Source organism: Streptomyces sp. NPDC036764 (assembly GCF_055609385.1).
The window spans coordinates 192,082-218,482 of sequence record NZ_JBVJPT010000013.1; the positions used below are offsets into that span (position 1 = coordinate 192,082).

General features: G+C 67.4%; 19 protein-coding genes and 2 pseudogenes. 12 read left to right on the plus strand and 9 right to left on the minus strand.

Annotated elements, in window-relative coordinates; all coding sequences use genetic code 11:
• The first annotated feature begins 50 nt into the window (after window positions 1-50).
• Entirely contained in the window at window positions 51-683 is a 633-nt protein-coding gene (locus ACZ69Q_RS35215; protein ID WP_471050048.1) for a TetR-like C-terminal domain-containing protein, read from the plus strand.
• Window positions 684-1,333: 650 nt separating this feature from the next.
• On the opposite strand, the gene ACZ69Q_RS35220 is transcribed toward ACZ69Q_RS35215, so the two are convergent.
• Window positions 1,334-1,621, minus strand: coding sequence for a DoxX family protein (locus tag ACZ69Q_RS35220; RefSeq protein WP_471050051.1), 288 nt, complete (start codon window positions 1,619-1,621; stop codon window positions 1,334-1,336).
• 263 nt (window positions 1,622-1,884) lie between these two features.
• Between ACZ69Q_RS35220 and ACZ69Q_RS35225 the strand changes: the two genes are divergently transcribed.
• Together ACZ69Q_RS35225 and ACZ69Q_RS35230 are read left to right on the plus strand one after the other, a co-directional pair.
• On the plus strand, window positions 1,885-2,358 hold the full coding sequence (locus tag ACZ69Q_RS35225; RefSeq protein WP_471050054.1) for a carboxymuconolactone decarboxylase family protein: 474 nt from the start codon (window positions 1,885-1,887) through the stop codon (window positions 2,356-2,358).
• Window positions 2,359-2,513: 155 nt separating this feature from the next.
• Entirely contained in the window at window positions 2,514-3,437 is a 924-nt protein-coding gene (locus tag ACZ69Q_RS35230; RefSeq protein ID WP_471050057.1) for an RNA polymerase sigma-70 factor, read from the plus strand.
• A 68-nt stretch (window positions 3,438-3,505) separates the two neighbouring features.
• Here ACZ69Q_RS35230 and ACZ69Q_RS35235 read toward each other — a convergent pair.
• The 6 genes and pseudogenes from ACZ69Q_RS35235 to ACZ69Q_RS35260 form a co-directional block, all read right to left on the minus strand.
• Window positions 3,506-4,278 (minus strand): annotated as a pseudogene (locus tag ACZ69Q_RS35235) (transposase).
• 218 nt (window positions 4,279-4,496) lie between these two features.
• Window positions 4,497-5,876: pseudogene (locus tag ACZ69Q_RS35240) on the minus strand (IS1380 family transposase).
• A 213-nt stretch (window positions 5,877-6,089) separates the two neighbouring features.
• Window positions 6,090-6,971 (minus strand): 2-oxo acid dehydrogenase subunit E2, encoded by an 882-nt coding sequence (locus tag ACZ69Q_RS35245; RefSeq protein WP_471050060.1) that lies wholly within the window; start codon window positions 6,969-6,971, stop codon window positions 6,090-6,092.
• Between the two features lie 67 nt (window positions 6,972-7,038).
• Entirely contained in the window at window positions 7,039-7,692 is a 654-nt protein-coding gene (locus tag ACZ69Q_RS35250) for a hypothetical protein (RefSeq protein WP_471050062.1), read from the minus strand.
• Window positions 7,693-7,715: 23 nt separating this feature from the next.
• The gene (locus tag ACZ69Q_RS35255; protein WP_471050065.1) at window positions 7,716-8,390 is read right to left on the minus strand and encodes a hypothetical protein; all 675 of its coding nucleotides are present in this window, start codon (window positions 8,388-8,390) and stop codon (window positions 7,716-7,718) included.
• A 189-nt stretch (window positions 8,391-8,579) separates the two neighbouring features.
• Entirely contained in the window at window positions 8,580-9,080 is a 501-nt protein-coding gene (locus ACZ69Q_RS35260) for an SRPBCC family protein (RefSeq protein WP_471050068.1), read from the minus strand.
• Between the two features lie 816 nt (window positions 9,081-9,896).
• Here ACZ69Q_RS35260 and ACZ69Q_RS35265 point away from each other — a divergent pair.
• From ACZ69Q_RS35265 to ACZ69Q_RS35305, 9 genes are all read left to right on the plus strand, one after another.
• A complete protein-coding gene (locus ACZ69Q_RS35265; RefSeq protein ID WP_471050071.1) occupies window positions 9,897-10,313 on the plus strand; it encodes a peptidase inhibitor family I36 protein in 417 nt (138 codons plus the stop codon).
• A gap of 44 nt (window positions 10,314-10,357) precedes the next feature.
• Window positions 10,358-11,332: a hypothetical protein gene (locus ACZ69Q_RS35270; protein WP_471050074.1), complete on the plus strand. Its 975-nt coding sequence runs from the start codon at window positions 10,358-10,360 to the stop codon at window positions 11,330-11,332.
• Window positions 11,333-11,898: 566 nt separating this feature from the next.
• Complete coding sequence (locus ACZ69Q_RS35275) at window positions 11,899-12,933, plus strand: M4 family metallopeptidase (RefSeq protein ID WP_471050076.1); 1,035 nt, start codon at window positions 11,899-11,901, stop codon at window positions 12,931-12,933.
• 11 nt (window positions 12,934-12,944) lie between these two features.
• Window positions 12,945-13,220 carry a protealysin inhibitor emfourin gene (locus ACZ69Q_RS35280; RefSeq protein WP_471050079.1) on the plus strand — a complete coding sequence of 92 codons (276 nt, stop codon included), beginning with the start codon at window positions 12,945-12,947 and terminating at the stop codon, window positions 13,218-13,220.
• A 261-nt stretch (window positions 13,221-13,481) separates the two neighbouring features.
• On the plus strand, window positions 13,482-17,195 hold the full coding sequence (locus ACZ69Q_RS35285) for a P-loop domain-containing protein (RefSeq protein ID WP_471050081.1): 3,714 nt from the start codon (window positions 13,482-13,484) through the stop codon (window positions 17,193-17,195).
• A 113-nt stretch (window positions 17,196-17,308) separates the two neighbouring features.
• The gene (locus ACZ69Q_RS35290; RefSeq protein ID WP_471050083.1) at window positions 17,309-17,842 is read left to right on the plus strand and encodes a hypothetical protein; all 534 of its coding nucleotides are present in this window, start codon (window positions 17,309-17,311) and stop codon (window positions 17,840-17,842) included.
• Between the two features lie 118 nt (window positions 17,843-17,960).
• On the plus strand, window positions 17,961-18,404 hold the full coding sequence (locus ACZ69Q_RS35295; protein ID WP_471050086.1) for a YunG family protein: 444 nt from the start codon (window positions 17,961-17,963) through the stop codon (window positions 18,402-18,404).
• A gap of 21 nt (window positions 18,405-18,425) precedes the next feature.
• On the plus strand, window positions 18,426-19,664 hold the full coding sequence (locus tag ACZ69Q_RS35300) for an MFS transporter (protein ID WP_471050089.1): 1,239 nt from the start codon (window positions 18,426-18,428) through the stop codon (window positions 19,662-19,664).
• The gene (locus tag ACZ69Q_RS35305) at window positions 19,661-21,760 is read left to right on the plus strand and encodes an amino acid adenylation domain-containing protein (RefSeq protein ID WP_471050092.1); all 2,100 of its coding nucleotides are present in this window, start codon (window positions 19,661-19,663) and stop codon (window positions 21,758-21,760) included. The genes ACZ69Q_RS35300 and ACZ69Q_RS35305 overlap by 4 nt, the downstream gene beginning before the upstream one ends.
• A gap of 72 nt (window positions 21,761-21,832) precedes the next feature.
• Here the strand turns inward: ACZ69Q_RS35305 and ACZ69Q_RS35310 are convergent, their stop codons facing one another.
• Together ACZ69Q_RS35310 and ACZ69Q_RS35315 are read right to left on the minus strand one after the other, a co-directional pair.
• Complete coding sequence (locus tag ACZ69Q_RS35310; protein WP_471050094.1) at window positions 21,833-23,014, minus strand: NAD(P)/FAD-dependent oxidoreductase; 1,182 nt, start codon at window positions 23,012-23,014, stop codon at window positions 21,833-21,835.
• Window positions 23,007-26,396: an amino acid adenylation domain-containing protein gene (locus tag ACZ69Q_RS35315; protein WP_471050295.1), complete on the minus strand. Its 3,390-nt coding sequence runs from the start codon at window positions 26,394-26,396 to the stop codon at window positions 23,007-23,009. The genes ACZ69Q_RS35310 and ACZ69Q_RS35315 overlap by 8 nt, the downstream gene beginning before the upstream one ends.
• Between the last annotated feature and the right edge of the window lie 5 nt (window positions 26,397-26,401).

The following is a 26,401-nucleotide window of genomic DNA, read 5'->3' on the forward strand; positions in this document are numbered from 1 at the left end:
TCAGAACACTGTTTCAAAACGACGTTATCAAAGGAGGTAGGCTTCGTGTCATGGGTAGGCCGAGAACCAACGACGCGACCGTCAAGCTGCGCCTCGTGGAGTGCGCGACCGAGCTGCTCGCCACTCGTCCGCAGGAGTTGGTCTCAGTCCGCGCCGTGGCCGCGGCCGCGGAGACGTCAACGGCGGCGGTGTACTCCCTGTTCGGCGACAAGGAAGGGCTGGTCGGAGCGGTACGCGACAGAGCCGTCGCGGGCCTCTTCCAGGCCGTGACGGTGGTGCCGACCTCGGAGGATCCCCTCGCCGACATCTACGCACTGGCCGCCGCGTACCGGCGATGGGGACGCGAACACAGCCACCTGTACTCGGTGCTGTTCGGTGGAGTGCAATCCTTCAAGCCGTCAGATGCGGTCGGCACCAGTGACCCCGTCCGGCCGCTCATCGCAGCGATCGATCGTGCCGTGGCAGAGTCTGTCCTTGACGGCGACGCGACGGACATCGCCGTCTCACTCTGGGTGACCCTGCATGGGGTTGTGGCACTCGAACTCGCCGGGGCATTCGACGCCTCCACGGCAGAGAGCGCATTCCGATCAACGGTCCGCGCCACGCTGCGCGGCTGGAGCGCAGCCTTCGGCCCAGCGACCCCGCCTCCTGGCAGAGAGCGCGCCCAACCTCCAGGCAATTGAGGGGCGTTTCGTGTGTGTGTGGGGGGGCGTCACCAATCCCGTCCGTCGACGGCACGGCACCGTTGGCCTCGAAGCCATGACACGTGCCTCAGCTTTCGGGCCTGGTTGACGCGTTCAAGCAGCGCGGATCGCGGAAGGCGGTCGAAGCGAACCACAAGGGAGGCGCCGCAACCGCACGCCATCTGCTGGCAGTAGGGCGGTGCGGACCTCTCGTTCTCACCGGTCTCCTGCGCTGCGGCTGCGGCTGCGTACGCGACCGTCTTGATGGCTTTGAAACCGCGTACGCCGAGGGCGGCTACCCAAACGCGCTGCCTGGGGGAGTGGAGGGGGAGGTGCGGGCACCGTGGAGTCGTGCCAAGCGGCGCGGGCCGGCTGGTGGCGCAGACCGTTCCGATGCCGGGCCATGTCCGTCGAGTCAGAGTGGGAGCCGGGCTGGCGCAGGCATCATCCCAGCGGCGAGCACCGCTTGTATGAAGCGGACGTCCTGCCCAAATCGCGACTTCCGGCTGAGGGCTGTCCCGCAAGTGATCTTGAGGTGCGGTGAACATGGATGGTGGCTGGCGTGATTACGGCGCCGGAGCCGTTCCGGAGTCCATACACCGGGCTGAGCCCGGGCGCCTTCGGCAACCGGCTCGCCCTGAGCTGAGTGGTCAGCCGGTGAAGGACTGGGGGCCGAAGCGGCCCCATGCCACGAAGGCGGCCAGGGCGAGACAGGCCGCGTCGCCCACGATCGTCAGCTTCTCGCCATGGCGGAGGCGCGTGATCACCGCGCCGACGAACAGCAACACCAGGCCGGTGGCGGCCAGCGGCACCAGAACCGGTGCGATGTCTGGCATGGCGGGGAGGACCAGGCCCGCCGTGGCCAGGAGTTCAAGGGCGCCGATGGCCTGGAGAGCGCCGGGGCTGAAGTCCTCGACCCATCGGGTGGCGGTGCCCATGCCGGCCGTCTCTCCTTGGGCACGAACATCTTGGCACCGCTCGCCAGTCGGACAGCGGCCAGCAGTGATCCACAGCGTGAGGTTCATCATCGGCTCCTTGATCGAGGATTGCCCGCACCCCTGTGACGAGACAGCAACCCCGCCTGTGCATCTCCGAACACCCCGGCAGCAGAGAGACGTGGGTCACACGCGTCCGTGTCACAGGGCGTGGGGCTACCTCGTCTCAGGGGGTGTAGCCACTGACGACCACGGAGGAGCACACGATGGACGCGCGACTGAACTACTTCGCCAACCCGGCCGCCGGCAAGGCCCTCAAGTACTTCATGTCGGCGGGCCGGGCGCTCAAGGAATCCCCGCTGCCGGCCGCGACGCAGGAGTTGGTGGCGCTGCGCGTGAGCCAGATCAACGGATGCGCCGTCTGCATCGACATGCACACAAAGGAGGCCGCCGCCGCCGGGGAGGCCCCGGTGCGGCTGAACCTGGTGGCGGCGTGGCGGGAGGCCACGGTCTTCACCGAGGCCGAACGCGTCGCGCTGGAGCTGGCGGAGCAGGGGACCCGGGTCGCGGACGCGGCCGGCGGGGTCAGCGACGAGGTCTGGGCGCGTGCCGCCGAGCACTACGACGAGGAGCAGCTCACCGCCCTGGTGATGTTGGTGTCCTTCATGAACACGGTAAACCGGCTGAACATCATCACCCAGCAGCCGGCCGGCGACTACGAGGTCGGGCAGTTCCACTGAACGGTCGTCGGCGGGTGGCCCGGGCCCGGGCCGCGGGCTCCGGGCTCCCGGCCGGTGGGGGCCTTGCTCTGCGCCGCCGGTGGACCGGATGATCAACAGAAGATGCCCGCGCCGACGAATACGGCCGGGCGGGAGGACTGCAAGGGGGAGTCGGCGTGAGCAAGGTCGAGGAGTTCGAGGAGCTGCGACCGCTGCTGTTCTCGATCGCCTACCGGATTCTGGGCAGCGTGGGAGAGGCCGAGGACGCGGTACAGGAGACCTGGCTGCGCTTCGACGGCTCGGCGACCCGGCCCACGTCGACCAAGGCCTTCTTGTCCGCCACGGTGACGCGGATCTCGATCGACGTGCTGCGCTCCGCACGGGTGAGGCGGGAGGAGTACGTCGGGCCTTGGTTCCCCGAGCCGCTGCTCACCGATCCCTATCAGGATCCGGCACGCTCAGCGGAACTGGCCGACTCTGTGTCGATGGCGGCGCTGCTGCTCCTGGAGCGGCTCAGCCCGCTGGAGCGGTCGGTGTTCGTGCTGCGGGAGGTGTTCGGCTTCGGCTTCGACGAGGTCGCCGCGGCGGTGGAGCGGTCGGAAGCGGCGTGCCGGCAGCTGCTGGTACGGGCGCGGCGGCACATGCAGGCCGGACGGCCACGGTTCGAAGCGGACCGTCAGGAGCGGCAGGAACTGGCGACGCGATTCTTCGACGCCCTCCGCGAAGGCGATGTCGTCGGCCTGCGGGATCTACTCGCCGCCGACGTGTCGATGGTCGGGGACGGCGGCGGCAAGGCCCCGCAGCTGGCCAGGGCCGTCATCGGCGCCGAGAACGTGGCCCGGCTGCTCGCCTCCGTCTTCCCCCGGATGGCCCAGATCGATGTGACCTTCGAGCCGCACGAGGTCAACGGCCAGCCCGGAGCGATCTTCCGCGACCGGGACGGCAAGGTCCTCCACACCTTGGCCCTCGAGGTGCTCGATGGGCAGATCCAGACCATCCGCTCGGTGATCAACCCCGACAAGCTCGGTCACCTCGGGCCGGTCGCTGACGCTTGGGCTATCGACCGCGAGGTGAAGCAGGCCCGCCGGCAGACGAAATGACCTCGGGACCGGCGTGGGTCGGCTCGTTCACCAGCAGCTCATGTCAGCGGCCGCCAGGTGGCCGGCGCCTATCCGGCGAGGTTGAGGTTGTGCAGGCGGGCTATGCCGCGCATCGCGTGGTGCACACCGTCGCCGCGGAGGCGGCAGTCGCGCAAGATCTTCCAGGTCTTCATGCGGGCAAAGACGTGCTCGACGCGGGCCCGGACCTGCCTGTGGCTCTTGTTGTGCGCCTGCTTCCAGTCGGGGAGTTCTTCGTCCGCGCTGCGACGGCGGTGAGGGATGACCAGTCCCGTTCCGCGGTAGCCGCCGTCGGCGATCGTTACGGTCTTCCCGACGGCGTCCTTCGCGCCGGACTCGGCCCAGGCCCGGCAGTCACTGCGGTTGCCCGGCATTGGCCGGCCGAGCACGACCACCAGCCGGGTGTCGGCGTCGACGACCACCTGATGGTTCGTCGAGTACCGATAGTTCTTCCACTGCTCAGCCAAGGTGTGATCGCGGGTCGGCACCAGGGTGCCGTCCACGATCAGCACGGCGTCCTTGCGGAAGCGGCGCCGCGGCGGGAGCGCGAGCTTCGGTCCGAGGTGGTCGATGACCCGGTCCGCCGCCGACTTCGACACCCCGAACAGGGGCGCCAGTTGACTCAGCGTCAGGTTGGTACGCCCGTACGCGGCCACCAGCAGCACCCGGTCCTGAAGCGGGAACTTCCAAGGCCGGCCACGTCCCGGCGCGCCGGCGCCCTCCCGGTGCAGTTGAGTATCACCAACCTGCCGAAGGTGCGTGGGCTCAGCCCGGTGAACGGGGCCATCCAAGACGGCTCTGACGCCGTGATTACACCAGCCACAGTCCAAGACCATCGCACATCAAGATCACTTACGGGACAGAGCTTAGCCTCGATCGTTCATGAGTCTCCGCTGGTTCGCTGACGGGGGCTCTGTGTTTGTGTGGTGCGGTCTTTTCGGTGCTGTGACCAGGTTGAGAGCCCGGCTGTCGCGTCGGGTGGGCGCCGGGTTCCACTTCACCGGTGTGGTGGTGCGGGTTGTCGGGACGGCTGTTGGCAGGTCAGCCGGGGTTCGACAGGGAGTGGAGCCTGTCGATTGCCTGGGTGATGACGCCGGTCCAGGGCCATCGGGCAGGCATGCGGAGCCAGCGGCGGCGGCCGGAGTGCACGAGCTGGGCCGCGGCGGAGAACAGCCGCAAGCGGAGCTTCTTGGGCTCCCAGCGGCGGGTGTCGCCGGTCAGGGCGAGCATCGGCAGCCAGGCGAGGAGGTCGAGTGGGAGGGAGACGATCTCCAGCCAGATCTGGTTTTGTGCGGTGTCGTCCAGGGGCCGGTTGCGCAGGCCGGTGTCGCGGGCGGTGCGGATGCGGTCTTCGCAGCGGGCCCGTCGGCGGTGGCGCAGTTCCAGGCCGGCGAGTTGACCGCCTTTGGTGTTGGTGGCGAAGCAGGTGAGCCGGTTGCCGTCGAGGTCGGTGAAGCGCAACTGGGCGCCGGGGTGTGGTCATTCCTTGCGGACGATCAGCTGCATGCCCTTCGGCCAGGTGCTCAGGTCGGAAATGTCGGCGATCTCTGCGACCCAGGCGCAGCGCCGTTCGGTGCCGCCGGTGTCGTAGGCCGGCGTCCACGCCTTCTTCGGGATCTTCAGCACGGCCTGGTGGATGGTGTCGGTGATGGCCATTCCGACGGAATACGACAGCCACCGGCCGCGCCTGGAGAGCCAGTCGAGGAAGGTGTGGGTGCCGCCGCCGGAGTCGGTCCGGATCAGCGTCTCTCGTCCCCGCCGCAGAAGCTTGGGCAGTTGTGCCAGGGCGAGCCGGGTGGTTTCGATGTGGTCGGAGGCGGTGTTGGAGCTGGCGTTGCCGGGCCGCAGCAGCTCGGCCACCGGCTCCCCGGACCCGGCTTGGCCGTGGTCGAAGAACGCGACGAGCGGGTGATGGCCGAAGGTCTTCTTCCAGGTCGGGGCGGCGTCCTGCTTCTCGGAGTGTGAGAGCACCAGCAATCCGTCGATGTCCACAATCACCTGGCCGTCGGCGGTCGGGCTGCTTGCCCCGGCCAGCTCCCAGACACGCGTCCGCACTTCGGAACGTGCGCCCCGGATCGCTGCAAGAGCTTTCGGGCCGGACGCTGCGAGAGCGTCGAGGAGACGGGAGACCGTCGGATCAGAGGCCACCGGGCCGAACACACCCGGCTCGGCCCGCAGCATGCCAACGTCGGCCAGACAGTCCCCGCCTAGCGCGACGGCCAGGGCCACATCCAGCAGGGTCTTGCCCGGATCGTGCACGGTACGCGGCTTGCGCCACGGTGCCATTGCCGCTGATGTCGCGGTGTCCAGGCCGGACTTGCGGACCGTCTCGAGCAGCAGGACCGAGCCGGCCTGGGCAACCACCCCGCGGCCCCCACCCTTGACACGGACACGCCGGTACAACCCGCCACTCTTCGTCACTGGGAAGTGCCTTCTTTCGCTACCAGGAACAGGGCCCTCAGCAAGTCCTGTCGTTGCAGCTCAGGGGCACTTTATGCTTTCTCGACCACCTACCGGACAGCACCCTCGCAAAGGCCCGAGGCCAAGTGTTCGCCGAGGATCGTCGGGCGGGCTGGCATCGCGGCAGTCACAGAGGAGGTGGGGCCCCGCGTGGTTCCGTGGCTTCGTTTGACCCTACTCAGCTGTACCAGTCGTGTGTCCATCACTCGTGCCGACGGCTGGTGCGCGTACCGCCTCGGCGTCCTCGATGAGGTGGCGCAGCTCCGCGACGAAGCGGGCGGCGGGTGCGCCGTCGATCACGTTGTGGTCGAAGGTGATCGTCAGGTCGAGCACGTCACGGACCTCGATCCGTCCGTCCACGACACGAGGCCGCTGGGTCGCACCGCCGATGACCACCTGGAGAGGCATCAGACTCGGCGGGGCAATGCCGAACCCGCCGCCGGCGCCGAACATTCCCACCGCTGTGACCGCGACCGTCCCGGTCAGATGTCGGAGCCGGACAGACCTGGCCAGCACTGCGTACATCGTCGGAACGAGGCCGGGGAGGCGGGTCATGGTGGTGCCGAAGCGATCAAGGAGGCGCCCCGTGCCCGTCGTGGCGTAGTCGCGCTTGGCGGCCCGCAGTTCTGCCGTGAGGTCCTGTACACCGCGGATGTCGGCATCATGCAGCACATGCGGGAGAGTGAAGAGGCCTTGCCGTGTCGTGACCTCCACGAGCGTGTTCACGTCGACATGGCGGTGCCGGACCAGCCGGCCGCGCCAGTTCCGGTAAGCATGCACCTGCGGGTGCGCCGCAGATGCCCGTGCGACCGACGCCACGACGAACGCGGTGAACGACACCGGTTCCGCGGACCGCGCGAGCAGGTTCCGCGCCCTCGTGACGTCGAGATCGACGAGGCTGTGCATGGTCGCCATATGCCGACCGGCCCGCACAGCCGCGATCACCAGCCGCCGACTCGGCGGGAAGGGCCCGACGTCGACCCCGCGTGGCCGGTCCGCAGCAGCGGGGGACGTCGCCCGGCGGCTGCCGTCAGGTGTCATGCCGTGCTTGCGCATCGAACGGCTCCTTGCAGTCGGTTCCGTCGCCACCTCCCGGAGCCGTAGCCCGGGCAGCGGTCTATCGTCACGCGTCACCGTCCCGGGCCCCCGCGGGCCGAGAACCCTGTTCCGTGGCCGCCTTGACTGCGCGGAGCGCCCCGCGCAGAACGACTCCGACGCCGGGGGAAACGAGCGTCCAATAGCGGCCGAAGCGGGCCGTGGATGCCGGGTCGGTGCAGGCGGTGCGCGCCTCGTAGGTGAGCAGGGACCGCTGGGCGCCGTAGGGATGGACCACGAAGGCGGCAGCCATTTTCGCCCAGCCGGCCTCGTCGAACGACGTGAAGTGCTCCGATTCGACCCGCCGCCACTCGATGGACGCCCGCCACGGCTTCCCGACCGCCCCGAAGACAAGCTCACGCCCTGGATTCTCGCCCAGCGCCACCCAGGGCTGACCCTCCCAGGCTTCACCGACGGTGTCGAACAGGTCTGCCACCCGCAAGGACGGCGGGGTCGGCATGGACCGCCCGCGGAGCCGTTCAGGCAGTCCGCGCGCCGACACGGCCGCGTTGACGAGCGGGGAGTGGATGGTGAGCAGGTCCAGACCGCGCGCTGCCTCATAGGCGACGGGCGGTGCCGCGGCGAGCGCCACGCATTCGAGACGGGAGAACCCGAACTCGGGCAGCGCACCGTCCAGCAGCAGCGGTTCACCGGCAGGATCGACCGTCGAGTCGGCACTCATCGGAACCTCCCGGGAGCACGTGGTCACGCAGCACGGGCGAGCCGCACGCGCAGGTTGTGGAACTGGCGGGTCTGCATGATGCAGTGGGCGGGTTCCCAGAACACCAGGTCCATCGGCCTCGTGAGCACGCGCGGGCGGCTTCGACCGTGCGTGCGGACGACAAGGCGGGTGTCCGCACCGACCGGTTCGAGGTGGAAGCCCCAGACCGAGCTGACGAACGCCACAGGCGCCGGTCCCTGGAACGGGTCGAACGGGCGGCCGGACGGCAGCCGAGTGTCGGCCCGCAGCACCAGGGTCCGTTCCGGTACGAGTGCCGCGACGGTGAACCAGGCGCGGCCGCTGGGCATCGAGGCAAGCCGCTGTCCCGGCTCCAGACCCTGCCAATGGGGGACGATGCGATCCGCGCTCGGCCGTCCACCGTTGTCCAGCCGGTCCCAGCTGTACCAGCCGCCGCGGTCGCAGCCCATCTGCGCCAGCCAGCGCCAGACCTCCGAAGACGGCGCGTGCAGGGTCGTGGCCATCGTCGAGCTGCTGTCGGCACCGGGGATGAGCTCATCCCCGGGATAGGAACGCGCAGCCTCTTCGCGAGTCGCGCCCCAGGTCAGCATCCTCGGCCGCAAAACCAGGCCGTGCAGCGCCAAGGCGACCGCGGCGGAAGCGACGGCGGCCGGCCCGAGCGTGGCTCGGTGTTCGCGCACACTTCGAGAGTTACTCATCCGGCTCGGTGGCGCCATCGGACTGCTGCGCTGCAGCGGAGGCGGCTTCGAGGGCGGACATCACCACAGCGCCGCCACCATGGTTTGAAGGTTGAGCTGGCTGGCAGCCCGAACTCCGGCGCAAGCATCGCGATCAGGCGCCGTCCACCTCGAACGCGGAAGCCGAACGACTCAGTTGGCCTCCGCTCCAAGGGGAACGCTCCGGAGGCCTCCCGGCTCCTTCCAGCGTCGCCTTGATGGTGGCGATGTCGCGTTCGAGTTCTGGGCGCATGCGGCGGCGTACAAGGGGCGTCGCAGGCGCGAGCAGCCGGCGCGGAGCTCGATCTCCATCCTGAGAACGAGGTGGGCACCGGCAGGGCCCGCCAGCACACGGCCTCGCCAGCCCGACCGCATCACCCGCGACCCGCCGAACATCTCCCAGACGCTCGGGCGCTCGAGGCGCACGCACTCGCTCATCACGGGAGGACCGGAGACGAACTTCATCCGATACCGAGTTCCGATGCCGAACGGTCCATCCGTGACCTTCTCGACGCCCTTCTTCCTGACGTTCCATTGGGGCTCGTTCATGGGGTCGCTGCAGTAATCGAAGACATCCTCGGGTGACCTCGCGATGACGGCATCACTCTCGATCACCGCGACGCGTCTGGGGTTAGGGATAACGAACGTCTCCATGGCCCTACTCCCACCACATCCATCACACTTCTCGTCCGCCGAGCCTCGCAGCGGCGCGGCCAACGGTTACGAGGAATGCGCTCGATGCGAGCGCCACCGCGACGCGGTGGCGAAGTCTGGGAGGCGGGCCGCCTTCATCAAAACGATCCGTGCCCTCATGCTGGGTCCCCTATACGCCCGCAATACCGCATGCCGGACTCTGTGGAGGGTTCCGCATTCGGTTCGGTCCCAGCGGGCACTCCTCCCTCGCCCAGGGGGTCGCGGCCTAGAAGCGACCAACCCGTCCGAGCGCGATCACGCTGGGCGCTGCGTCCCAGGCGATTCGTGCCCCAGTCGTGGGCTGCGGACGCGAGCACTGGCGATACCACCGTGCTTCCCACGGTATGCATCCACAGGTTGATCTGCACGCCCAGGTCTGAGAACCCGACATCGAGTTGCTCCTGTCCTCTTCACCTGGGAGGTGTCTCTTTCGCTACCACGTACAGGACCCTCAGCAAGTCCTATCGTTGCAGCTCAAGGCGCATTCTGCCTTCTCGACCAGCTACCGGACAGCACCCCTCGCGAAAGCCCGAGGTTAGGCGCGGCAGCGGCCCACGGTGACACAAACAGCAGCAGAGTGACTGCCTGAGAGCGTCCTCGTCGCCTCACAGCCTTCCCGCTAAACGGGCAATTAGCATCATTTACGCTCCATTGTGCGGCGGTATTGGAATGCAGTCGAACTCTAGGCGCATCGTCGCGTGCATGATAAGTTAAAACGCCCTGACTCGAACAAATGCTCCATTCATTGGCGGCATTTCCATCCGGAGGAAGAACAGAATGAAGCGGAAGCTGCTGAGCGTCGGCCTGGCGACGCTGAGTGCGTTCGGTTTTGGTTTGATGACCGCAAGTCAAGCGCATGCCGTGGAGTCATGCACCTCCGGGGAACTGTGCCTTTACTACAACTCGATCGAGAATAACCTCAACGCGATCTTCGTGCAGACCGCGAGTATCGCCGATTACGACAACAACCTCGGGCAGCCGTATCGTTTCGTGGCCTCGAATAAGGGTTCATTGGGTGCAGGCATGCACGTGAAGAATAACGCCGCCTACGTGGAAAACCGGTCAAGTCATCATGCCGCTATTTTCTATAACAGTGGCTACAACTGTGAGATAGCCTGTCAGCAAATCCTGTCCCTCACGGCGAAGAACCTCAATGCAACCATGAAGAACAATAATGCGTCTGGCTCGCTCTAGTGGCTCATCGGCTGTGCCGATAGCGAATGTGGCCTGGAGTCAGAATGTCTAAATTCCCCGCGGGGCGGCTGGGCATGGGATGTATGGCAAGTTCAGTGATCCTTGCCGTAGCGGTCACGGTCGTCGGGTGTGGCGCCGAAGATGACGAGCGTGGCGCAGATGCAAGCGCCAGCTCGCAGGCGCCTCGCTTGACCAATGCTGCCGACAAGGAAATGCCGCTGGATAAGTACCTCCTGAACTCTCCTCAATTGGAGAGTGTCAAATCGGCGTACTCTCAGGGCATCGCAAAGTGTATGCAGTCGTACGGGATGACCTTCGGAGTCCCGGAATCAACCGGCTCTTCCGCCGCAAAAACGGACGGCCCGAGGACTCGCATAGATGGTCGCTTTGGGTACCAGAGCATGACTCACGCGAAGAAGTGGGGATACCATCCCACTGGTGGCCTGCCTGAACCCGGGAAACCGGATGCAAGCCCGGACCCAGATCCTGGCAACTGGTTTGCATTGACCGGCTCCCGAGATATTAATGAAATGTCTGGCCCTGGTGGTCTCCTCCAGAACGGCAGCGCAGTGCCCAGCCACGGATGTGTGGGCTCCGCGCTCCTGGAGATAACAGGATCCCGCGATGGGCAAGTCGGTGACGCCAGCATTGCGACGGACCTCAAGTTTGAAACCCTGGTCAAGGCCCAAAAGGACCCTCGCACGCTCCAGGTATTCTCTCTCTGGTCACGCTGCATGCGCGAATACAGCTACGCCTACGGCAGCCCTCTAGACGCTTCGGGGGACCCGCGCTGGACGAAATCGAGCAAGCCAACACCCGCAGAAATAGACGTAGCTATCGCCGACCAGAAATGTCGCGCCCGACACAATGTCGTAGGTGTCTGGTTCGCGGTTGACTACGAGTACCAAGAGCGTGCCGTCGAGAAGAACAAGAAAGAACTCTCGGCTGCGAAGAAGCAGTTGGATCGTCAGGTGAATGCAGCTCGAAAGCTTCTTACGAAACAGCGTCTGACGCAATGAGAGAGATCGGCTCTGATCGCTCCTTCCGATCGTGAGCACAGCATTGGATCTGCCGTCAGGGCGTCACGTGCATCGTGGGTCGTCACGGGACCGCCGGCCCTGCTACGGCGGTCATCGAGGGCCGGGCACGCGTGAGCCCCCAGCCCTCGATGACCGCGCGGGCGCCAACGCAGCCGCCTTCGAGGGGCGCGTCACGGGCGACCGCCCGTACACCAAGATGTGGGGATGGTCGCTGAACAATAAGAGGGAAGGTGGCCCGAGGCACATTGGCGCAGGGCCCCTCAACCGCCTGTTCGTGCTCAAAGGTGCCGAACAGCAATGGTGGCACGGTCGACCCCAGATGCCGGGCAGATGCGCCTCCGTGCGGCCCAGCATCAAGGTGGCGCGGTCGGTGCGGTACTGACCCCGCGAAGCCACGCTCCGCATGCGCAACTCCGCCCACCGGCGCAGAATAAGAAGCATGGGACTTGTCCGGCCCGCGTGAACGCCCGGCCACCGCTCCGAGTCCCCGGCGCAGGGGACTCGTGACTCTCCTCGAACAGCCCTCTATGAAGGAGGGACCCCCTATGCGCCCCGTCTGCGGCATCCTCCCGCCGAACATCCTCGAAAAGTTGGCCGAAGCGGCAGAAAATCCCCACGCTCGCGAGGCCGCCCGGGAAACGCTCGCTGTTGCCGCCGACTTCCGGCAGAGCCGGATCGACACGCCTAGCCTGGCGGCGCCCGCCCCGCCTACGCAGTTCGTCCTGACGCGGACAATCTACGACACCAAGAACAGCATGGCCCTGCCCGGCGACGCGGTCAGAGGAGAAGGCGACGCCCCCACGCTCGACGGCACCGTCAACCGTGCTTACGAAAGCCTCGGTCTCACCTTCGCGTTCTTTGAGAACGTCTACGGGCGCCACTCCATCGACGATGCCAACCTGCCGCTGGACGCGACGGTCCATTATCGTCGCCGGTTCAACAACGCTCTCTGGAACAGCAGCCAAATGATTTTCGGAGATGGTGACGGTCGCGTCTTCAACGACTTCACCCTCTCCCACGACATCATCGCCCACGAACTCGCGCACGGGGTCACGCAGTACACCGCCGGCTTGGTCTACCAGGACGAGTCGGGAGCCCTCAACGAGTCGGTCTCGGATGTCTTCGGCTCGCTCGTGAAACAGTACGCGCGGCAGCAGAACGCCGATCAGGCCGACTGGCTGATCGGGGCGGGCCTGTTCACCCCGGCCGTGCGCGGCCAGGCCCTGCGGTCCATGAAGGACCCGGGTTCGGCGTTCGACGACCCACAGTTGGGCGGCAAGGACAACCAGCCGAAGCACATGAGCGGCTATATCCGCACCACGCGCGACAACGGCGGCGTCCACGACAACTCCGGTATCCCCAACCAAGCCTTCTACCTGACCGCGAGCGCCATCGGCGGCTTCGCCTGGCTGAAGGCGGGACGCATCTGGTACGAGACGATGACCTCAGGGCAGCTCTCCCAGAACTGCACCTTCCGGGAGTTCGCGGACGTCACAGTGAACACAGCGAAGCGGCTCTACAACTCGGGGAGTGAGCTGACGGCGGTGGAAGACGCATGGAGGGCCGTCGGCGTCCGGTGAGCCCCCACGCCATGCGTATCAGGCTGGTCAGAAGCGGTGGTCTGCTCGGCATGCCCCGTCGGGCCGACGTGGACACCTTCGGACGGCCCGACCGCGCGGAGCTGGAACGGCTCGCGCACGAGGTTCTCGCCGAGCCGGACAACCGGCCCCCGGCCGGGCCGGGCGTGCCCGACGCCTACCACTACACGCTGACCGTGGACGACCAGCCCCCGCTCGAGTTCACCGACCCCGGACTGACCGAGGGTCAGCTCGAGCTGGTCGAGCGGGTTCTCGGGGAGGGCTTCTGAGTCGGGTAGCCCATCAGCTTCTCCTGGGCGGCGATGCTGCTTTTCCCGGCGAGGCGAAGGGTGCCGATGGCGAGGTTGCGCCGGGTTGCCATGGGCGGGGTACGGAGCCACCAGCGCACGATCAACGAATCTTGAAATCGCCCTGCATGAATGGAGGAGGCGGGTACAGAACCGCCACTGATCGCCAATTTTTCAAATAGGTTCAGCAACGCGAATCCAGCAGGTGTATCCAGAACGCTGTCGTGTCGTGGAAGATGATGCATGGCTGACGACGCGGTGGCTGGCCGGGGAGACACGCCTCCAGGGGCGGGATCTGAAGCGGCGTCCTTCGTCGGGCGGCAGTGGATCTGGCCGCTGATCCAACGGTGGTACGACAGTGACAGTGCGGTGCTGTTCATCTGTGGTCAGCCGGGTGTCGGCAAGAGCGCGTTGGCGCGGCACTGGGCCCGCTTCAACCCCGATCGCGCTGAAGGCGAGCCAGGCCCGCCACGCTTGAGCGCCGCACATTTCTGTGAGTCCACCGACGACGCCACCCTCGACCCGACCTCCTTCGTTCTCCGGCTGAGCGACCAACTCTGCGACGCCGTCCCGGGGTTCGCCGAGGGGCAGGCAGAACACCTCGCGCAGGCGGCTCTCCGCGAGCGCAGGGTGAGCCTGTCGGGAAACGCGTACACGGGCCACAACGCCGGCCTGTCGGTCGGGGTGTACATCGAACGTCTGTCGCTGATGGGCCGGGACTTCGACGCCGGCGCGTGCCGCCAGCTCGTTCGGGATCTCGTGGTCGGGCCACTGCTGAACCTGCCTTTGCGGACGCAGCCGGTCTTGCTGGTCGACGCACTGGACGAGTCACGCCACCTGAGTCCCGGACTGAGCATCGAGGATCTCGTGCTGCGCGGGCCATTGCGGGGCAGTCCACTTCGGCTCGTCGTGACGAGTAGGGACACGCCCCGTGATCTCCGGGCGAACGAGGCCCTGATCAACTTGTCGGATCACCTCGCGGAGGGCGTGGCCGACGTCGAGCAGTATCTGCGCGCGCGAGCGCCGCGGTTGGTGGACGGCGCGACCGTCACGGATGTGCGGAGCATCGCCAGGGCCAGCTACGGCAACTTCTTGTATGCCCGCCATGCGTCGGCGGCAGGGCACTCAGGGGAAAGCCTCCCGGCTGGTCTCGTCGAAATGTACCGCAGGATGCTGGATACCCTGCGGCGTTCGGGTTCTCCGTCCGACACCGAACGATGGCGGCGTGAGGTACGACCGGTGCTGGCGGCGTTGGCGGTCGCACGAGAAGAAGGCCTGGACACCGATCAGTTGGCCACGGTCACCGATTTGGAGCAGTCGGTCGTTCTCGACGTCCTCGAGGACCTTGGAAGCTTCGTGACGAGCACTGACCGTCATCGGCCCTGGAAGATCTTTCACCCGTCGTTCTCCGAATTCCTCACCACCTCGGACGAGGCTCCTATCCTCGCGGGCGAGGCACACGCCCGAGTCGCGCGCGCTTTCGCCAGGGAATGGCACGGTGCGTGGGGCGATTGCGTCAACCGGTACGCGAGAACGCATACGGCATCCCATTTCAGGGCGTCCATCGACGCGCTGAGGCCCGAGACCGGCCTGGGCAGGGGCGTGGTGAGGGAGTTCTCAGACTTCGTCAGCGACAGCAGTCTTCTGCTCTCCGCGTCACGCCAGCACATTCAGGATCTGCTGCTGAGGCATGCTGCCGACCTCGCACTCACGCCGCTGGCCTCCGCGTTCGTCACGGTGATGCGCCGCTCGTTTCATCAGTTGTCCGACACCGATCTCGCGACGCGGGCCTCGCTGCTGCGTTTGGCCGCGATGCAGTCGGGGTGCACCGACGTGGCTGACAGGCTGCTGGCCGCCGCGCAGCGGTCAGGTTGGTGGCCGCGCTGGAGCAAGTGGCAGGTGGAGCCTGAGCACGCAGTCGTCGCTGCGGTGGACGGCGATGCCACCGGCATGCCGAGATTCTGCTCAATCGCCGGGAGCGACGCACTGGTCGTGCCGCGTCAGCACTGTATCGCCGTTGTCGACGTCGGTTCGAACGGCGCGGTTCAGTGGGCCCTCGAACTGCCGGACGTGGCAGTGACCGCCATCGACCTGCTCCAGCCCGACGATGACACGCTGATCGCGATCGGCACGGACGAGGGGACGGTGCAGGTGTGGAACCTCGTCACCCGCAGCAAGATCGCCAGTTTCCGGGAGGCCGGCGACGGGAGAGTGAACGCGGTCCGGTTCGTTTCGAACGACGCAGGGTTACCACTGTTGGTGGTTGGCGCGGAAGGCGTCAGTGGATACGTGGACCTGACCACGGCGACCGCTCATCTCAGGCGCCCTACAGGCTCGGCGGGCACGTTGCAGGTATGGCGCGTCGACCCCACATGCGGCCTTGAGCATGAGCTGCTGCGCGAGCTGCTGCCCGGTCATGAGGAGAGCGTCGGCGCTCTCTATTGCGTTCTCCAGGGCGACGACCTTGCGGTTGTCGCGGTGGCCGACATGTCATTCCTGGGCGACGAGTCCGAGCCCAACGCGCTGATGAGGCTGGAATCCACGAGGACAGTTCTCTATTGGCCCCGCCTCTCGGCCGATGCGGAGCGCGTGTCCGTCGACGACGACATGCCAAACCGCGATTACATCAGCATGTCGTTCATCGAGGGCCGGCCGCACTTGCTGAGTGAGTTCGACTCGAACGACCTATCAGCTCGCCGACTGGCCTGGCACGACCTGTTGTCCGGCAGCGACACAGTGCTGTTCGAGTACCCGGAGCACAGTTCGAGCCTCGACGGGGCACTGACGGTACTCGACAGGGATGAGCGCCTCTGCGTGCATCTCCGGCACGGCCGTGCCACCGTCTATTCGCTGCCCGATCGCAAGATCGTCGCCACGCTGGAGGGCATGCCGAAGTCGGTGTCTCACCTCGGTATCCATCAGTACCCGAACGCGTTGCTCTTGGCATCGGTCGAAACCGAACAGGTAAGGCTGTGGTCGGTTCCGCAGACGGAGGTCGAGGTTGCCCTTGACGAGTGCCCGCAAGCGCCTGCGGATCTAAGGCACACAAGTTGGGTCGGCGGCGCGCGACTGCTCGGATGCTCTGGCAGTGAGGTCTTGATGATCGACACGGACACCGGCGAGGACCATGTGATCATCTCCTGGGACCGTCCCGTGTGGGCGGCCACCGCCGACCTTGGGGGTTCTGGCGCCGTCGCGATCGCGGACAGCAGCCGCAACCTCGCCATCGTCGACACCCTCGGCGAGACGGTCGCATCGCGGGACAGTGGCCTTCGATGGCCGGAGCAGAACGCCATCGCCCTCCTGCTGCAGGGCGATCAGCTATTGATGGCCTATGGCGGCGCTGATCGGGAGGTGCACCTTGTTGTCTGGTCGATCTCCGACTACGAAGAGGAAGAGATCGGCGAAGGCGCCGACGCGTACCTCGATGACACCGTCATGACCACGACGGCTGCCGTTATGGAGCTGCAACTCCTGCAGCACAGCGGGTTATGGCTGGCGGTGACGGCGGCGGACGGCCGCCTTGACGTGATCCGGATCGTGGCGGCCATGGTCGAGCACCCGTTCAGCAAGGAGCGGACGTCGACGTTCATCGAAATGCGGCCGCACTCCGTGCGACTCCATGTGCTGGACGCTGAAGTCTGGGTGACGTCTCGCCATGAGGGATCCACCGTTCAGGCGCTCCGGCTGACCGGCGGCGAGGACGCCGCCGAGATCGACACAGGTGTCGAGGGCGACGCGTTGGACATGCTGCTCGTGGAGGGTCGGCCGTGGATCTTGCTTGGTGTCGGTCACACGCTGGTCGTGTGGGACAGCAGCAGCGGCGTTCGGCTCAGAATCGACTGCGGCGGCGAGGTCCGGCAGGCTTTCTGGTCCGGGCGACACATCTTCGTGGTCGCCTCACGTGGGTTCATCGGCCTCGTCGTGCGCTGGAACGCATACCGCGAGGAATCCTGACGGCAGCACCAAGGGTTTCCCCGAGGTTCGGATGACGCATTTGCGTGGAAAACCCCCGGACTTGTCCTGGGCGGGGGAGAATGCATGGATCCAATGATGAAAGGGGCGGAATCTTGCCGGATCCGATCACGTTGACGCTTATCGGAGCGGTCGTGCTGAGCGAGGGTGTGAAGTTCCTCTACGACCAGGCTGGTGAGGTGCTGAGGCAGCGCAGGGAACGCAAGGCGGAAACCGTCGAACTCCCCGCAGAGTTGTTCGAGACCCCATCGGGGACGCTCCAGCTCGACCTGACGCGCGCCGACGGGCTGGAAACGGAATTGCGAGAGCTCCGCCGGTCACTCAGCGAGTACGGCCAAGGCGTGGACGAGATCGACCAGCAGGACGTGCCGACCATCGAACAGGTCGACGCCCTGCGCCGTACGCTGCAAGCCGTCTACGGCCAACCGATCGTCTTCAAGGGTGAGTCGAGGGGAGAAGGCGCCGTCGATGTCACCAGCGAGGCGTCCGTCAAGGAGGTCCGCGGCTATGTGGCAGCGGTCCGAGCCCGCGCGATTCGCTCCGGCTCGGTCGAAGCCACCGTTCGTGCTGACTCAGTCGAAAAGGGTGGAGAGGCCATCGGCCTTGACGTCGGCGAAATCGGCTCGTAGAGCCAACTGTTCGGTGGGGTTTCCCCGTGCGCCCCGCAAGGCGGAGGCGATGTCCCGCGAGAGCGGCCCACGAGAGAAAGATCAGTGAACACATGTAACGTCTGGCACACTCTTGATCATGACCACGTTCACACTGTCCGACATCGAGAAGGCCCTGCGGTCCAGTTGGGGCGTCGACACGTGCGCCCCCGAGGACAGGAGCAGTTGGCGCCCGGACAATCCGGCACGTGGTCAGTGCGGAGTGACCGCGTTGGTCGTGAACGATCTCCTCGGCGGCGATCTGGCGTACGCGGAAGTGCGCGTCAAGGGGGAGTTCACCGATTACCACTGGTGGAACCGGTTCCACGGCATCGACATCGACCTGACGAGGGAGCAGTTCGACCCGAGCGAGGTGGTCGCCCCCGGCGTGACGGCGGTGCGGCCGTCGGGGCCGCCCAATCACTGCCGTGAGCAGTACGAGTTGCTGCGCCGCCGCGTTTTCACACGCCTCGGCCTGACCGAGGACAGTGGTCGTGCCACCCGCGAGGAGGGTGAAGATCATCTCGCAGACACAGGGGTGTAGGCACCATTACTGTGATCTTTCATGACCATTGCCGATGACCACATAACGGCGCGCGCAAAGCTGCCGAGAACGTATCTCCTCTGGCTCAGTGGAGCGTTCACGTCCCAGCTCGGGGATGCCGCCATGTATTTCGCCCTGGGCTGGGCGGCCACGGCCCACGGGGGCGGCGCCGCGGGGCTCGTGCTCACCGCCGTTGCCCTTCCGAGGACCCTGTTCCTTCTCATCGGAGGAGCAGTCGCAGACCGGTTCTCCCCTAGGCGCATCCTGATCATCGGTGACTCGCTGATGCTCGCCATGACCCTCGTCGTGGGCGTCACCGCGGCCACGCAAGGATCCTCCCTGTGGCTGCTGCTGGGGGGCGGAGTGGTCATGGGGACCATCGACGCCTTCTACCTCCCGGTGTCGGGTTCGATGCCTCGCCGACTGGTGGACGCGGACCGTCTCGACCGTGCGGTCGGTCTCAGTCAGACCGGCAGCCAGCTCATCTCGCTGGTCGGCGGTTCGCTGGGCGGCGCCTTGGTCACGGCCGGCGGTCTGGTCGGCGCAGCCCTCTTCGACGGCCTGACGTTCGCGTTCGCCGTGATCGTGGCCGTGCTCATCCGCCCCCGCTTCGAGGTTTCCCCGCCTGCGCAACGTGCGAGCCTGCTGCGCGAGGCGGGCCAGGGGGTGACGTTCTCTCTGCGCCACCCGGTGCTCCGACCGGCCCTGATCCTTACCGGCGCGGTCGCCGGCTTCGCCATCCCCGTCGGATCGCTCCTCGTTCCTCTCCTCGCACGGGAGAACCACTGGGGCGCGCAGGCCGCCGGCGTGATGCTGGGCGGGCAGGCACTCGGCGCCCTCGTCGTGGCCCTGATCGTGGCGCGTCGGGGAGCCCTTCGTCTGCCGGGCTTCGTCGCAGCCCTGAGCGTCGTCCCCATGGGCCTTGGCATCTGGGTGCTCGCCCTGACGGAGCATGCCGCGATCGCCGTTGCAGCGGCCACCGTGTTCGGCCTCGGCCTGGGTCTGTTCGTCACTCATCTCGGCCCGCTGATGCTGGGAGCCAGCCCGGACAGTCACCTCGCCCGGGTCCAGTCGCTCATCACTTTGGTGCAGAGCCTGGTCCTGGTGGTCACCCTGAACCTGCTCGGGCAACTGGCCGACGCCATCGACGCTTTCACCACGGCAGTGGTGTGCGCGGTCGTACTGGCCGGCGCGGGTCTGCTGGCCCTGGCGTCCGCTCCGCTGCGGAGCGCCACCATGCAGCAAGAGGATGCGGCGTGAAGAGCTCCTACCCGGACGCGGAACACCTGGGCAACGTCGAAGAGCCGTCACAGGCCGTATGGCATCTGGTCCTTCCTCCGGACCATCTCTCGGAGAGCGATCGAGAGGCTCGGGGAACGCGTGAAACGTACACCGTGCTGCTCGCCGGGGAAGAGGCCCGCACGCTGTTCGTCTGGTGCCGTCGGCACGCGGTTCCGGCGACGCTGGCAATTCAGCGGTTGGCGGAGTACCTGGCCGAACGCTGGGGTCGGTACACGTGCCCGGAGCCCGGTGTGACAGCCCGGGAAGTCGCCGGGGACAGCGCTCGAGACGTCCTGGCCCAGGCCGGTGGGACACCTCCGGACTCCCCGGGATCCCTCTCCATGGCTCTGGACGCCGTCCCGGACACCGCGACGGGCGGCACGGTGGCCCTCACCGTCTCCTGGGACGAGAGCACCTTGGACCAGCGGACAGTGGCGGCGTTCCTCGACTCCCTGCGCGCGCTGGTCACCGGCTGGCTCGCCGATCCCGCAACAGACCTGGCAGGCCTTCCGCTGGTCTCCCACGCCGCCGTCGACCATCTGCTCTCCCTGGGGGACGGAGGAACACCGTCCGAGGTCCGGTACCGCACCGCCCCCGAGGCGATTCTCGACTGGGCAGAGCGACACCCCCTGGCTCCTGCGGTCCGCTTCGCGGGCAGGACGGTCACCTACCGGGACCTGGTCCGGCAGGCCGCGGCCACTGCAGCGGAACTGCGGTCCGCCGGAGTCGGCCACGGCGCACGCGTCCTGCTGTACGGCGCACAGTCCGACCTGACCGTGGCCGGCATGCTCGCCTGCCATCTGCTGGGCGCGAGCTACGTTCCCCTGGACGTCGAGTCACCCGTCGCGCGTCTGAGGCAGGTTGCCACCAGCACCAAGGCCGCTGCCTGCCTGTGGGCTGACGAGGCGGCCGACGAGGCCGGGCCGACAGCCCGGGGAGCCGGCTTCCTGCCGGGCGAGATGCCTGTCGTCCGGATACTGCGCGACCTCTCGGCGCAGCCCGCAACCTCTTCCCTGCCGGAGCCCTCGGCGGCCGCGTACCTCCTGTTCTCGTCAGGGAGTACTGGCGTTCCCAAGGGCATCGAGGTAGCCCAAGGCAGCCTCGGCCACTTCTGCCGGGAGATCAACGCCGCGTACGCCATCACTCCCGAAGACCGGGTGCTCGCCTTCGCCCGCCCGGTGTTCGACGTCTCCGTGTTCGAGGTGTTCGCCACCCTCGCGGCCGGCGCCCGGGTGGTGATCGCCGATCCGGACACCCGGATGGACCCGATGCTGCTCACCGACTTCCTCCAAGCGGAGGGCGTCACCGTGGCCGAACTTCCCCCGGCCCTGCTGCCGTTGCTGGATCCGGCCGAGCTGCCGTCCCTGCGGCTGGTGTCGGTCGGAGGCGAGGCGGTGCCCGGAGCGCTCGTGGGTGAATGGGCCTCCTCCGAGCGGGAGCTGTGGAACGGATACGGCCCCACCGAGACCACCGTGGCGGTCACGCTGCAGCGACTCACCGGCGAGTGGACCGCTTCGCCGCCGATCGGTCGTCCCCTACCTGGCTGCACCGCGTTCGTCGTGGACGACGCGCTGATGCTCCGGCCCCGGGGCGCCGTCGGGGAGCTCTGCATCGCCGGCCCGTCCCTGGCAACCGGTTACCTCAACGACCCCGTCCGGACGGCTGCCGCGTTCGTCGAGCTGCCGCAGGTCCCGGGGACGCGTGTGTATCGCACCGGAGACCTCGTACGCTGGCGCGGTGACGGGGCCCTGGACTATCTGGGGCGGATCGACCGGCAGGTCAAGGTCAACGGCTTCCGAGTGGAACTCTCGGAGGTCGAAGGGGTGTTGGCGTCGGTCGCCGGAGTTCGGCAGGCCGCCGTCGAAATGATCGAAGCCGCCGGCGGGGGCCGAATTCTGAGCGCCTTGGTGGTCGGCGGCGACGGCCTGGACCATGCCCAGGTCCTGGAAGAGATCCGCAAGGTCCTTCCCCCCTATGCCGTTCCCGGACACCTGGTCTCTGCGGACGTGCTTCCGCTGACACCGAACGGAAAGGTCGACCGGGCCGCGGTGCGGTTGGTGCTGGGCGAGAGCTGAAACAGATCCGGCGTCCTGCCGTGGGGCAGGACGCCGGATGCGGTCACCGGGCGGCGAAGCCGGGCGAAACCGTCACAGGGAAGCCATGAACTCGTCGCTGAAGAACTCGTCGGAGCCGCATGCGCCGGACAGCATGGAGAAGTACAGCTCCGTCATCTCCTTGCTCTCCGCGACGGCGCGCAGCATGGCGAGCCGCTCCTCCGCCACCGTCAGTTCCGCGACGAACAAGGTGCTGTGATAGCCCTCGACGACCAGGGTGTAGTGGGCGGCGGCGTACTGGCTCAGTACCGTGTCCAGCTCCTCGTCACTCCCCAGGGAGCCCGGCAGGGTGTCGGCGAGCAGTTGTGCCTGGAGGAAGGCGTCGGTGATGCCGCGTGCGGTGATGGAGTCCTTGTGGTGGGCCGCGTCGCCCACCAGGGCCCATCCGGGGCCGGACGCCCGGCGGATGAAGTTCCGCTGGTCACCGGTGCCGTAGAGCCTGTCGACGGGTCCGTCTGCCGCGACCTGCTCGTACAGCTCCGGCGCGTGCTCACGGAAACAGCCGAGGTACGCGTCGAGAGCGGTCCCTCGAATGCGCTGGAAGTCGCTCTGCGGGAAGTAGCACCCCACCAGCGTGGCACCGTCGTTCGTCGATACGGCGCCCACCCACCGGCCGGGAGCCTCGTGCAGGGCCATCCTCGGGCCCGGCAGGTCCCAGTACGTGTAGTAGGCGCAGGTCCTGGGCTCGGCGCTCTGAAGGACCTTTGCCTCGACCTGGCCCGCCACTTGGGAGCGCATTCCGTCCGCGCCGACGACCAGTCTCGCGCGTTCATCCATCCAGGCCGAGCCGGCCGTCCGACACCGGAGTCCGACGACACGGCCGTCGTCGAACAGCAGGTCGCCGGCCGTGGTCTCGTCCCGGAACTCGACGCCCGCTGCCACGGCCGCATCGACCAGGATCTGGTCGAGCAGGTGCCGGCGCGGAGCGTAGGAGGCTCGCTGCCCCTCCACGGGGCGGCTCGACCCCGTCAGCCGTACGTCGCCGACCCGGTACGTGACGGTGTCGACGGGCGGGCATCCGGTGGAGGCGACGTCATCCAGCACTCCCCACGCGGCGAGCCTGGCCACGCCCGGTTGGTGGATGTACAGGGTGGACAGGGTGTCCTTCGGGAACCGGGCGCGCTCGATCAGCAGCACACGGTGGCCCTGGCGGGCGAGCAGCAGGGCGGTGGAGGCACCCGCGCAGCGGGCCCCCACGACGATGACGTCATACACTGCGGCCCACCTCGCCCGTCAGCGCGTCGGCCGCCATCTCCCGATAGACGTCCAAGTGGGCGGTCACGACGGCGTCCAGGTCGGCTGCCGAGAACGTATCGGCCGCGGCTGCCGCCTCGATGGTGAGCTGCTCGCCGTCCGGGGACTGCACCACGTCGAAGGCGAGCGGGAAGCTCGTCTTGTCCTCGATGCGGGTGTCGACCACGCGGGTCTCCTCCAGTTCGAGGAGCTGGGCGCTGCGGTGGAACTGGACGTAGTTGAACGCCACGTCGAACAACTGCGTGCCCATGACCTCGCGCAGTGCCGGGTAGGGGAATCGGCGGTGCGGAAGCAGGGCCTTCTCTTCCTCGAAGACGTTGCCGGCCATTTCCTTCCAGGAGCCGGTGACGGGTGCCGACACCGGGACCACGTTCAGGAAGAGGCCGACCAGTTGATCGCTCTCGGCGGTTTCCGGGCGGCCGTTCACGATCAGGCCGGTCACCGGCTCAGCCGTGCCGAGGTGTCGGCCGAGAGCCGCCAAGTGACCTGCCACGACCAGGCTCTTGTACGGCAGCCGCCACTGTCGCGAGCCGTGTCTGAGACCTTGCACGACGTCCTGCGGCACCGCTGCCACCAGGGTCCGCCGGTCGGAGCCCGGCCTGCCCTCCCGGGAGCTGGTGAGCGTCGGGTTAAGGGCCGCGCAGCGTTCCTTCCAGTACTGGCGGGTCGCCTCCGACTGCAGGGACTGCTGTTCAAGGGCCACGAAGTCGGCGTAGCCCTGCGACGGCCGGGTGGGCTCGAGGGCTGCCCCGCGCAGCAGTGCGTCGTAGCGGCGCAGCAGCTCCGCGGCGAAGACCGATTCGCTCCAGCCGTCCATCACGGCATGGTGGAAGCCGTAGGTCAGGGAGTATTCCGCGCCGGCTGTGCGGGTGACCCGGAAACGGATGAGCGAGCGGTCGTCCGGGGCGAAGGGCAGCGCTGCCGCCCGCAGGTCCTCCTGCACGGCCGCGGCGGTCGTCTCGGGGCTCTCGCCTCGCACGTCGGTGATCTCCAGGCTGATGGCCGGCTCGGAGTGCACCAGTTGCCCGGGCATGTCGAGTGTGTGCAGGTCGAAGCCCGTGCGCAGGGCCGGGTGCCGCTTCAGGGTCAGCCGCAGCGCCTCCGTGAACAGCGCCTCGTCGAAACGGCCTGCGATCCGGCGGCTGATGACGTCGATGTACAGCCCGCTGTCCGGGTCTGCCTCCGCCTCGAAGAGGAGACCGAGCTGCATCAGGGTCGCCGGATACACCGCCTCGACGTCCGGGCCGAAGTGCCGTGCCAGGTCATCGTCTTCGGAGAGGCCGGCAGGGCTCTCGCTCTGCTCGGCGGGCGGGTGGGTTCCCGTGCCGTCAGGGGCGAGCGCGCGGATCGTGGGCGTGGCGAACAGGTCTGCCAGGGCGATGTCGATCCCGGCCGCCTCCGCATCCGCGATGACGCGAATGGCGAGCAGCGAGTCGCCCCCCAAGGCGAAGAAGTCGTCATCCAGCCCGGGCACCACGCCCAACACCTCGGCCCACACGTCCCGAAGCCGAAGCTGAGCAGGCGACGAACCCTCGTCATCACCGGTTACGACCTCCGCAGCCGTCCCCGAGGCGCCCGACACGTCCTCGCCGGTCAACGCGCGAATCGTCGGCGTGGCGAACAGGTCTGCCAGGGCGATCTCGATCCCCGCAGCTTCCGCATCCGCGATGACACGAATGGCCAGCAGCGAGTCACCCCCCAGCGCGAAGAAGTCGTCGTCCGGCTCAATGCGGTCGATCCCCAGGACTTGCTGCCAGATGCCGGTGAGAACGGACTGCCCGTCGCCGGGGGCCGGCATCGGTGCCGCCGCGGAGGCCGGTTCGTCGAGCCGGGCGCCGAGGGCCTTCCGGTCGATCTTGCCGGAAGGTGTGAGAGGAAAGAGTGGCAGCAGGTGGATCGCGGAGGGCCTCAGATAGGCCGGAAGCCGGGTGGCGGCGAACTCCGCCAGGTCGTGGTCCAGTCGCTCGTGCCGGGTGTCCTCGGCCACCAGGTGGGCGACGAGCTGGTGGCTGCCGACGCTGGTGCTGCGGGCCGTCACGGCGACGGCGTGGACCCCCGGACACTGCGCCAGGACCGCTTCGACCTCGCCCAGCTCAACCCGGTGCCCGCGGATCTTCACCTGGTCGTCCCCGCGCCCGAGGAACTCGATCTCGCCATCGGCACGCCGTCGCCCGAGGTCTCCCGTGGCGTACATCCGTGCCCCGGGGACAGCGGAGTACGGGTCCGCGACGAAGCTCTTCGCCGTCAGGCCGGGCTGTCCGACGTAGCCACGTGCGACTCCGGGACCGCCGATGTAGATCTGGCCCGTGGCGCCCGGGCCGACAGGGTTCAGATCGTCGTCGAGCAGATGGACGGCCGCTCCGTCGATCGCCGAACCGATCGGGATGATCGCCTCGGGACCCTCCAGGTCGGTGATCTCGTAGCAGCTTGCCAGGGTGGTCGCCTCGGTGGGGCCGTAGACGTTGGCGAAGCTCGCACCGCGGCTGCGGGCGTGCTCCAGATAGGTCCGCGCAGCCGTCAACGACATCGCCTCGGCCCCGACGACGAGACGTCGTACCGTGCCGAGGGAGTCGATCTGCCGTCGGACCAGCTCGTGGAAGAGCGGAGGTGTCAGCAGCAGCATCGTTACCTGCTCGGTGCGCAGTACGTCGGGCAGCTCGTCCAGGGCGTGGTAGGAGGCTGCTGGGACCACGAGCCGTGCGCCCGAGAGCAGCGCACCCCAGATCTCGAAGGCCGAGGCGTCGAAGGATGTGGGGGAGAGCTGGAGATACGTCTCCTCGGGGCCGAAAGCGGCATACGTCTGGCCACGGACCAGCCCGAGCAGGTTGCGGTGCGTGATGCCGACACCCTTCGGCCTCCCGGTCGACCCGGAAGTGAAGATGATGTAGGCGAGTGCGTCCGGAGCCGTCGTCGGACGGGTCACTGCGGTGCCCGCGGAGGGCCGGCTCGGGTCGGTGGTCTGCGAGATGTCGAGCACAGGCAGGCCGAACTCCTGCGCCGCCTGCCGGTGCCGGCTCGTGGTGACCAAGGAGACCGCTCCCGCGTCGGCCAGGATCTGAGCCAGTCGCTCCCTGGGGTGATCGGGGGCGAGGCAGACGTAGGTTCCACCCGCCTTGAGCACGCCCAGAAGTGCCACGACGAGTTCGATCGAGCGCTCCGCGTACACGCCGACGACAGTCTCGGTGGTGACGCCGCTGCGGTTCAGCAGATCGGCGAGGTCATCGGATCGGTGCTGCAGTTCCTGATACGTCAGCGTGGTTCCCCGATGCGCCAGGGCAATGCGGTCGGCGTGCCGCCGTGCCACATCGTCGAAGAGCTCGGGAATGGTCGCCGGTTCCTGCATCGTCA

Bases quoted from the DNA above. Each gene is read 5' to 3' on its own strand.
- ACZ69Q_RS35280 (WP_471050079.1), top strand. From the start codon at position 12,945: ATGCGTATCAGGCTGGTCAGAAGCGGTGGTCTGCTCGGCATGCCCCGT.
- ACZ69Q_RS35220 (WP_471050051.1), bottom strand. From the start codon at position 1,621: ATGGGCACCGCCACCCGATGGGTCGAGGACTTCAGCCCCGGCGCTCTC.
- ACZ69Q_RS35300 (WP_471050089.1), top strand. From the start codon at position 18,426: ATGACCATTGCCGATGACCACATAACGGCGCGCGCAAAGCTGCCGAGA.
- ACZ69Q_RS35295 (WP_471050086.1), top strand. From the start codon at position 17,961: ATGACCACGTTCACACTGTCCGACATCGAGAAGGCCCTGCGGTCCAGT.
- ACZ69Q_RS35215 (WP_471050048.1), top strand. From the start codon at position 51: ATGGGTAGGCCGAGAACCAACGACGCGACCGTCAAGCTGCGCCTCGTG.
- ACZ69Q_RS35250 (WP_471050062.1), bottom strand. From the start codon at position 7,692: ATGAGTGCCGACTCGACGGTCGATCCTGCCGGTGAACCGCTGCTGCTG.
- ACZ69Q_RS35245 (WP_471050060.1), bottom strand. From the start codon at position 6,971: ATGCGCAAGCACGGCATGACACCTGACGGCAGCCGCCGGGCGACGTCC.
- ACZ69Q_RS35260 (WP_471050068.1), bottom strand. From the start codon at position 9,080: ATGGAGACGTTCGTTATCCCTAACCCCAGACGCGTCGCGGTGATCGAG.
- ACZ69Q_RS35270 (WP_471050074.1), top strand. From the start codon at position 10,358: ATGTCTAAATTCCCCGCGGGGCGGCTGGGCATGGGATGTATGGCAAGT.
- ACZ69Q_RS35285 (WP_471050081.1), top strand. From the start codon at position 13,482: ATGGCTGACGACGCGGTGGCTGGCCGGGGAGACACGCCTCCAGGGGCG.
- ACZ69Q_RS35265 (WP_471050071.1), top strand. From the start codon at position 9,897: ATGAAGCGGAAGCTGCTGAGCGTCGGCCTGGCGACGCTGAGTGCGTTC.
- ACZ69Q_RS35225 (WP_471050054.1), top strand. From the start codon at position 1,885: ATGGACGCGCGACTGAACTACTTCGCCAACCCGGCCGCCGGCAAGGCC.
- ACZ69Q_RS35315 (WP_471050295.1), bottom strand. From the start codon at position 26,396: ATGCAGGAACCGGCGACCATTCCCGAGCTCTTCGACGATGTGGCACGG.
- ACZ69Q_RS35275 (WP_471050076.1), top strand. From the start codon at position 11,899: ATGCGCCCCGTCTGCGGCATCCTCCCGCCGAACATCCTCGAAAAGTTG.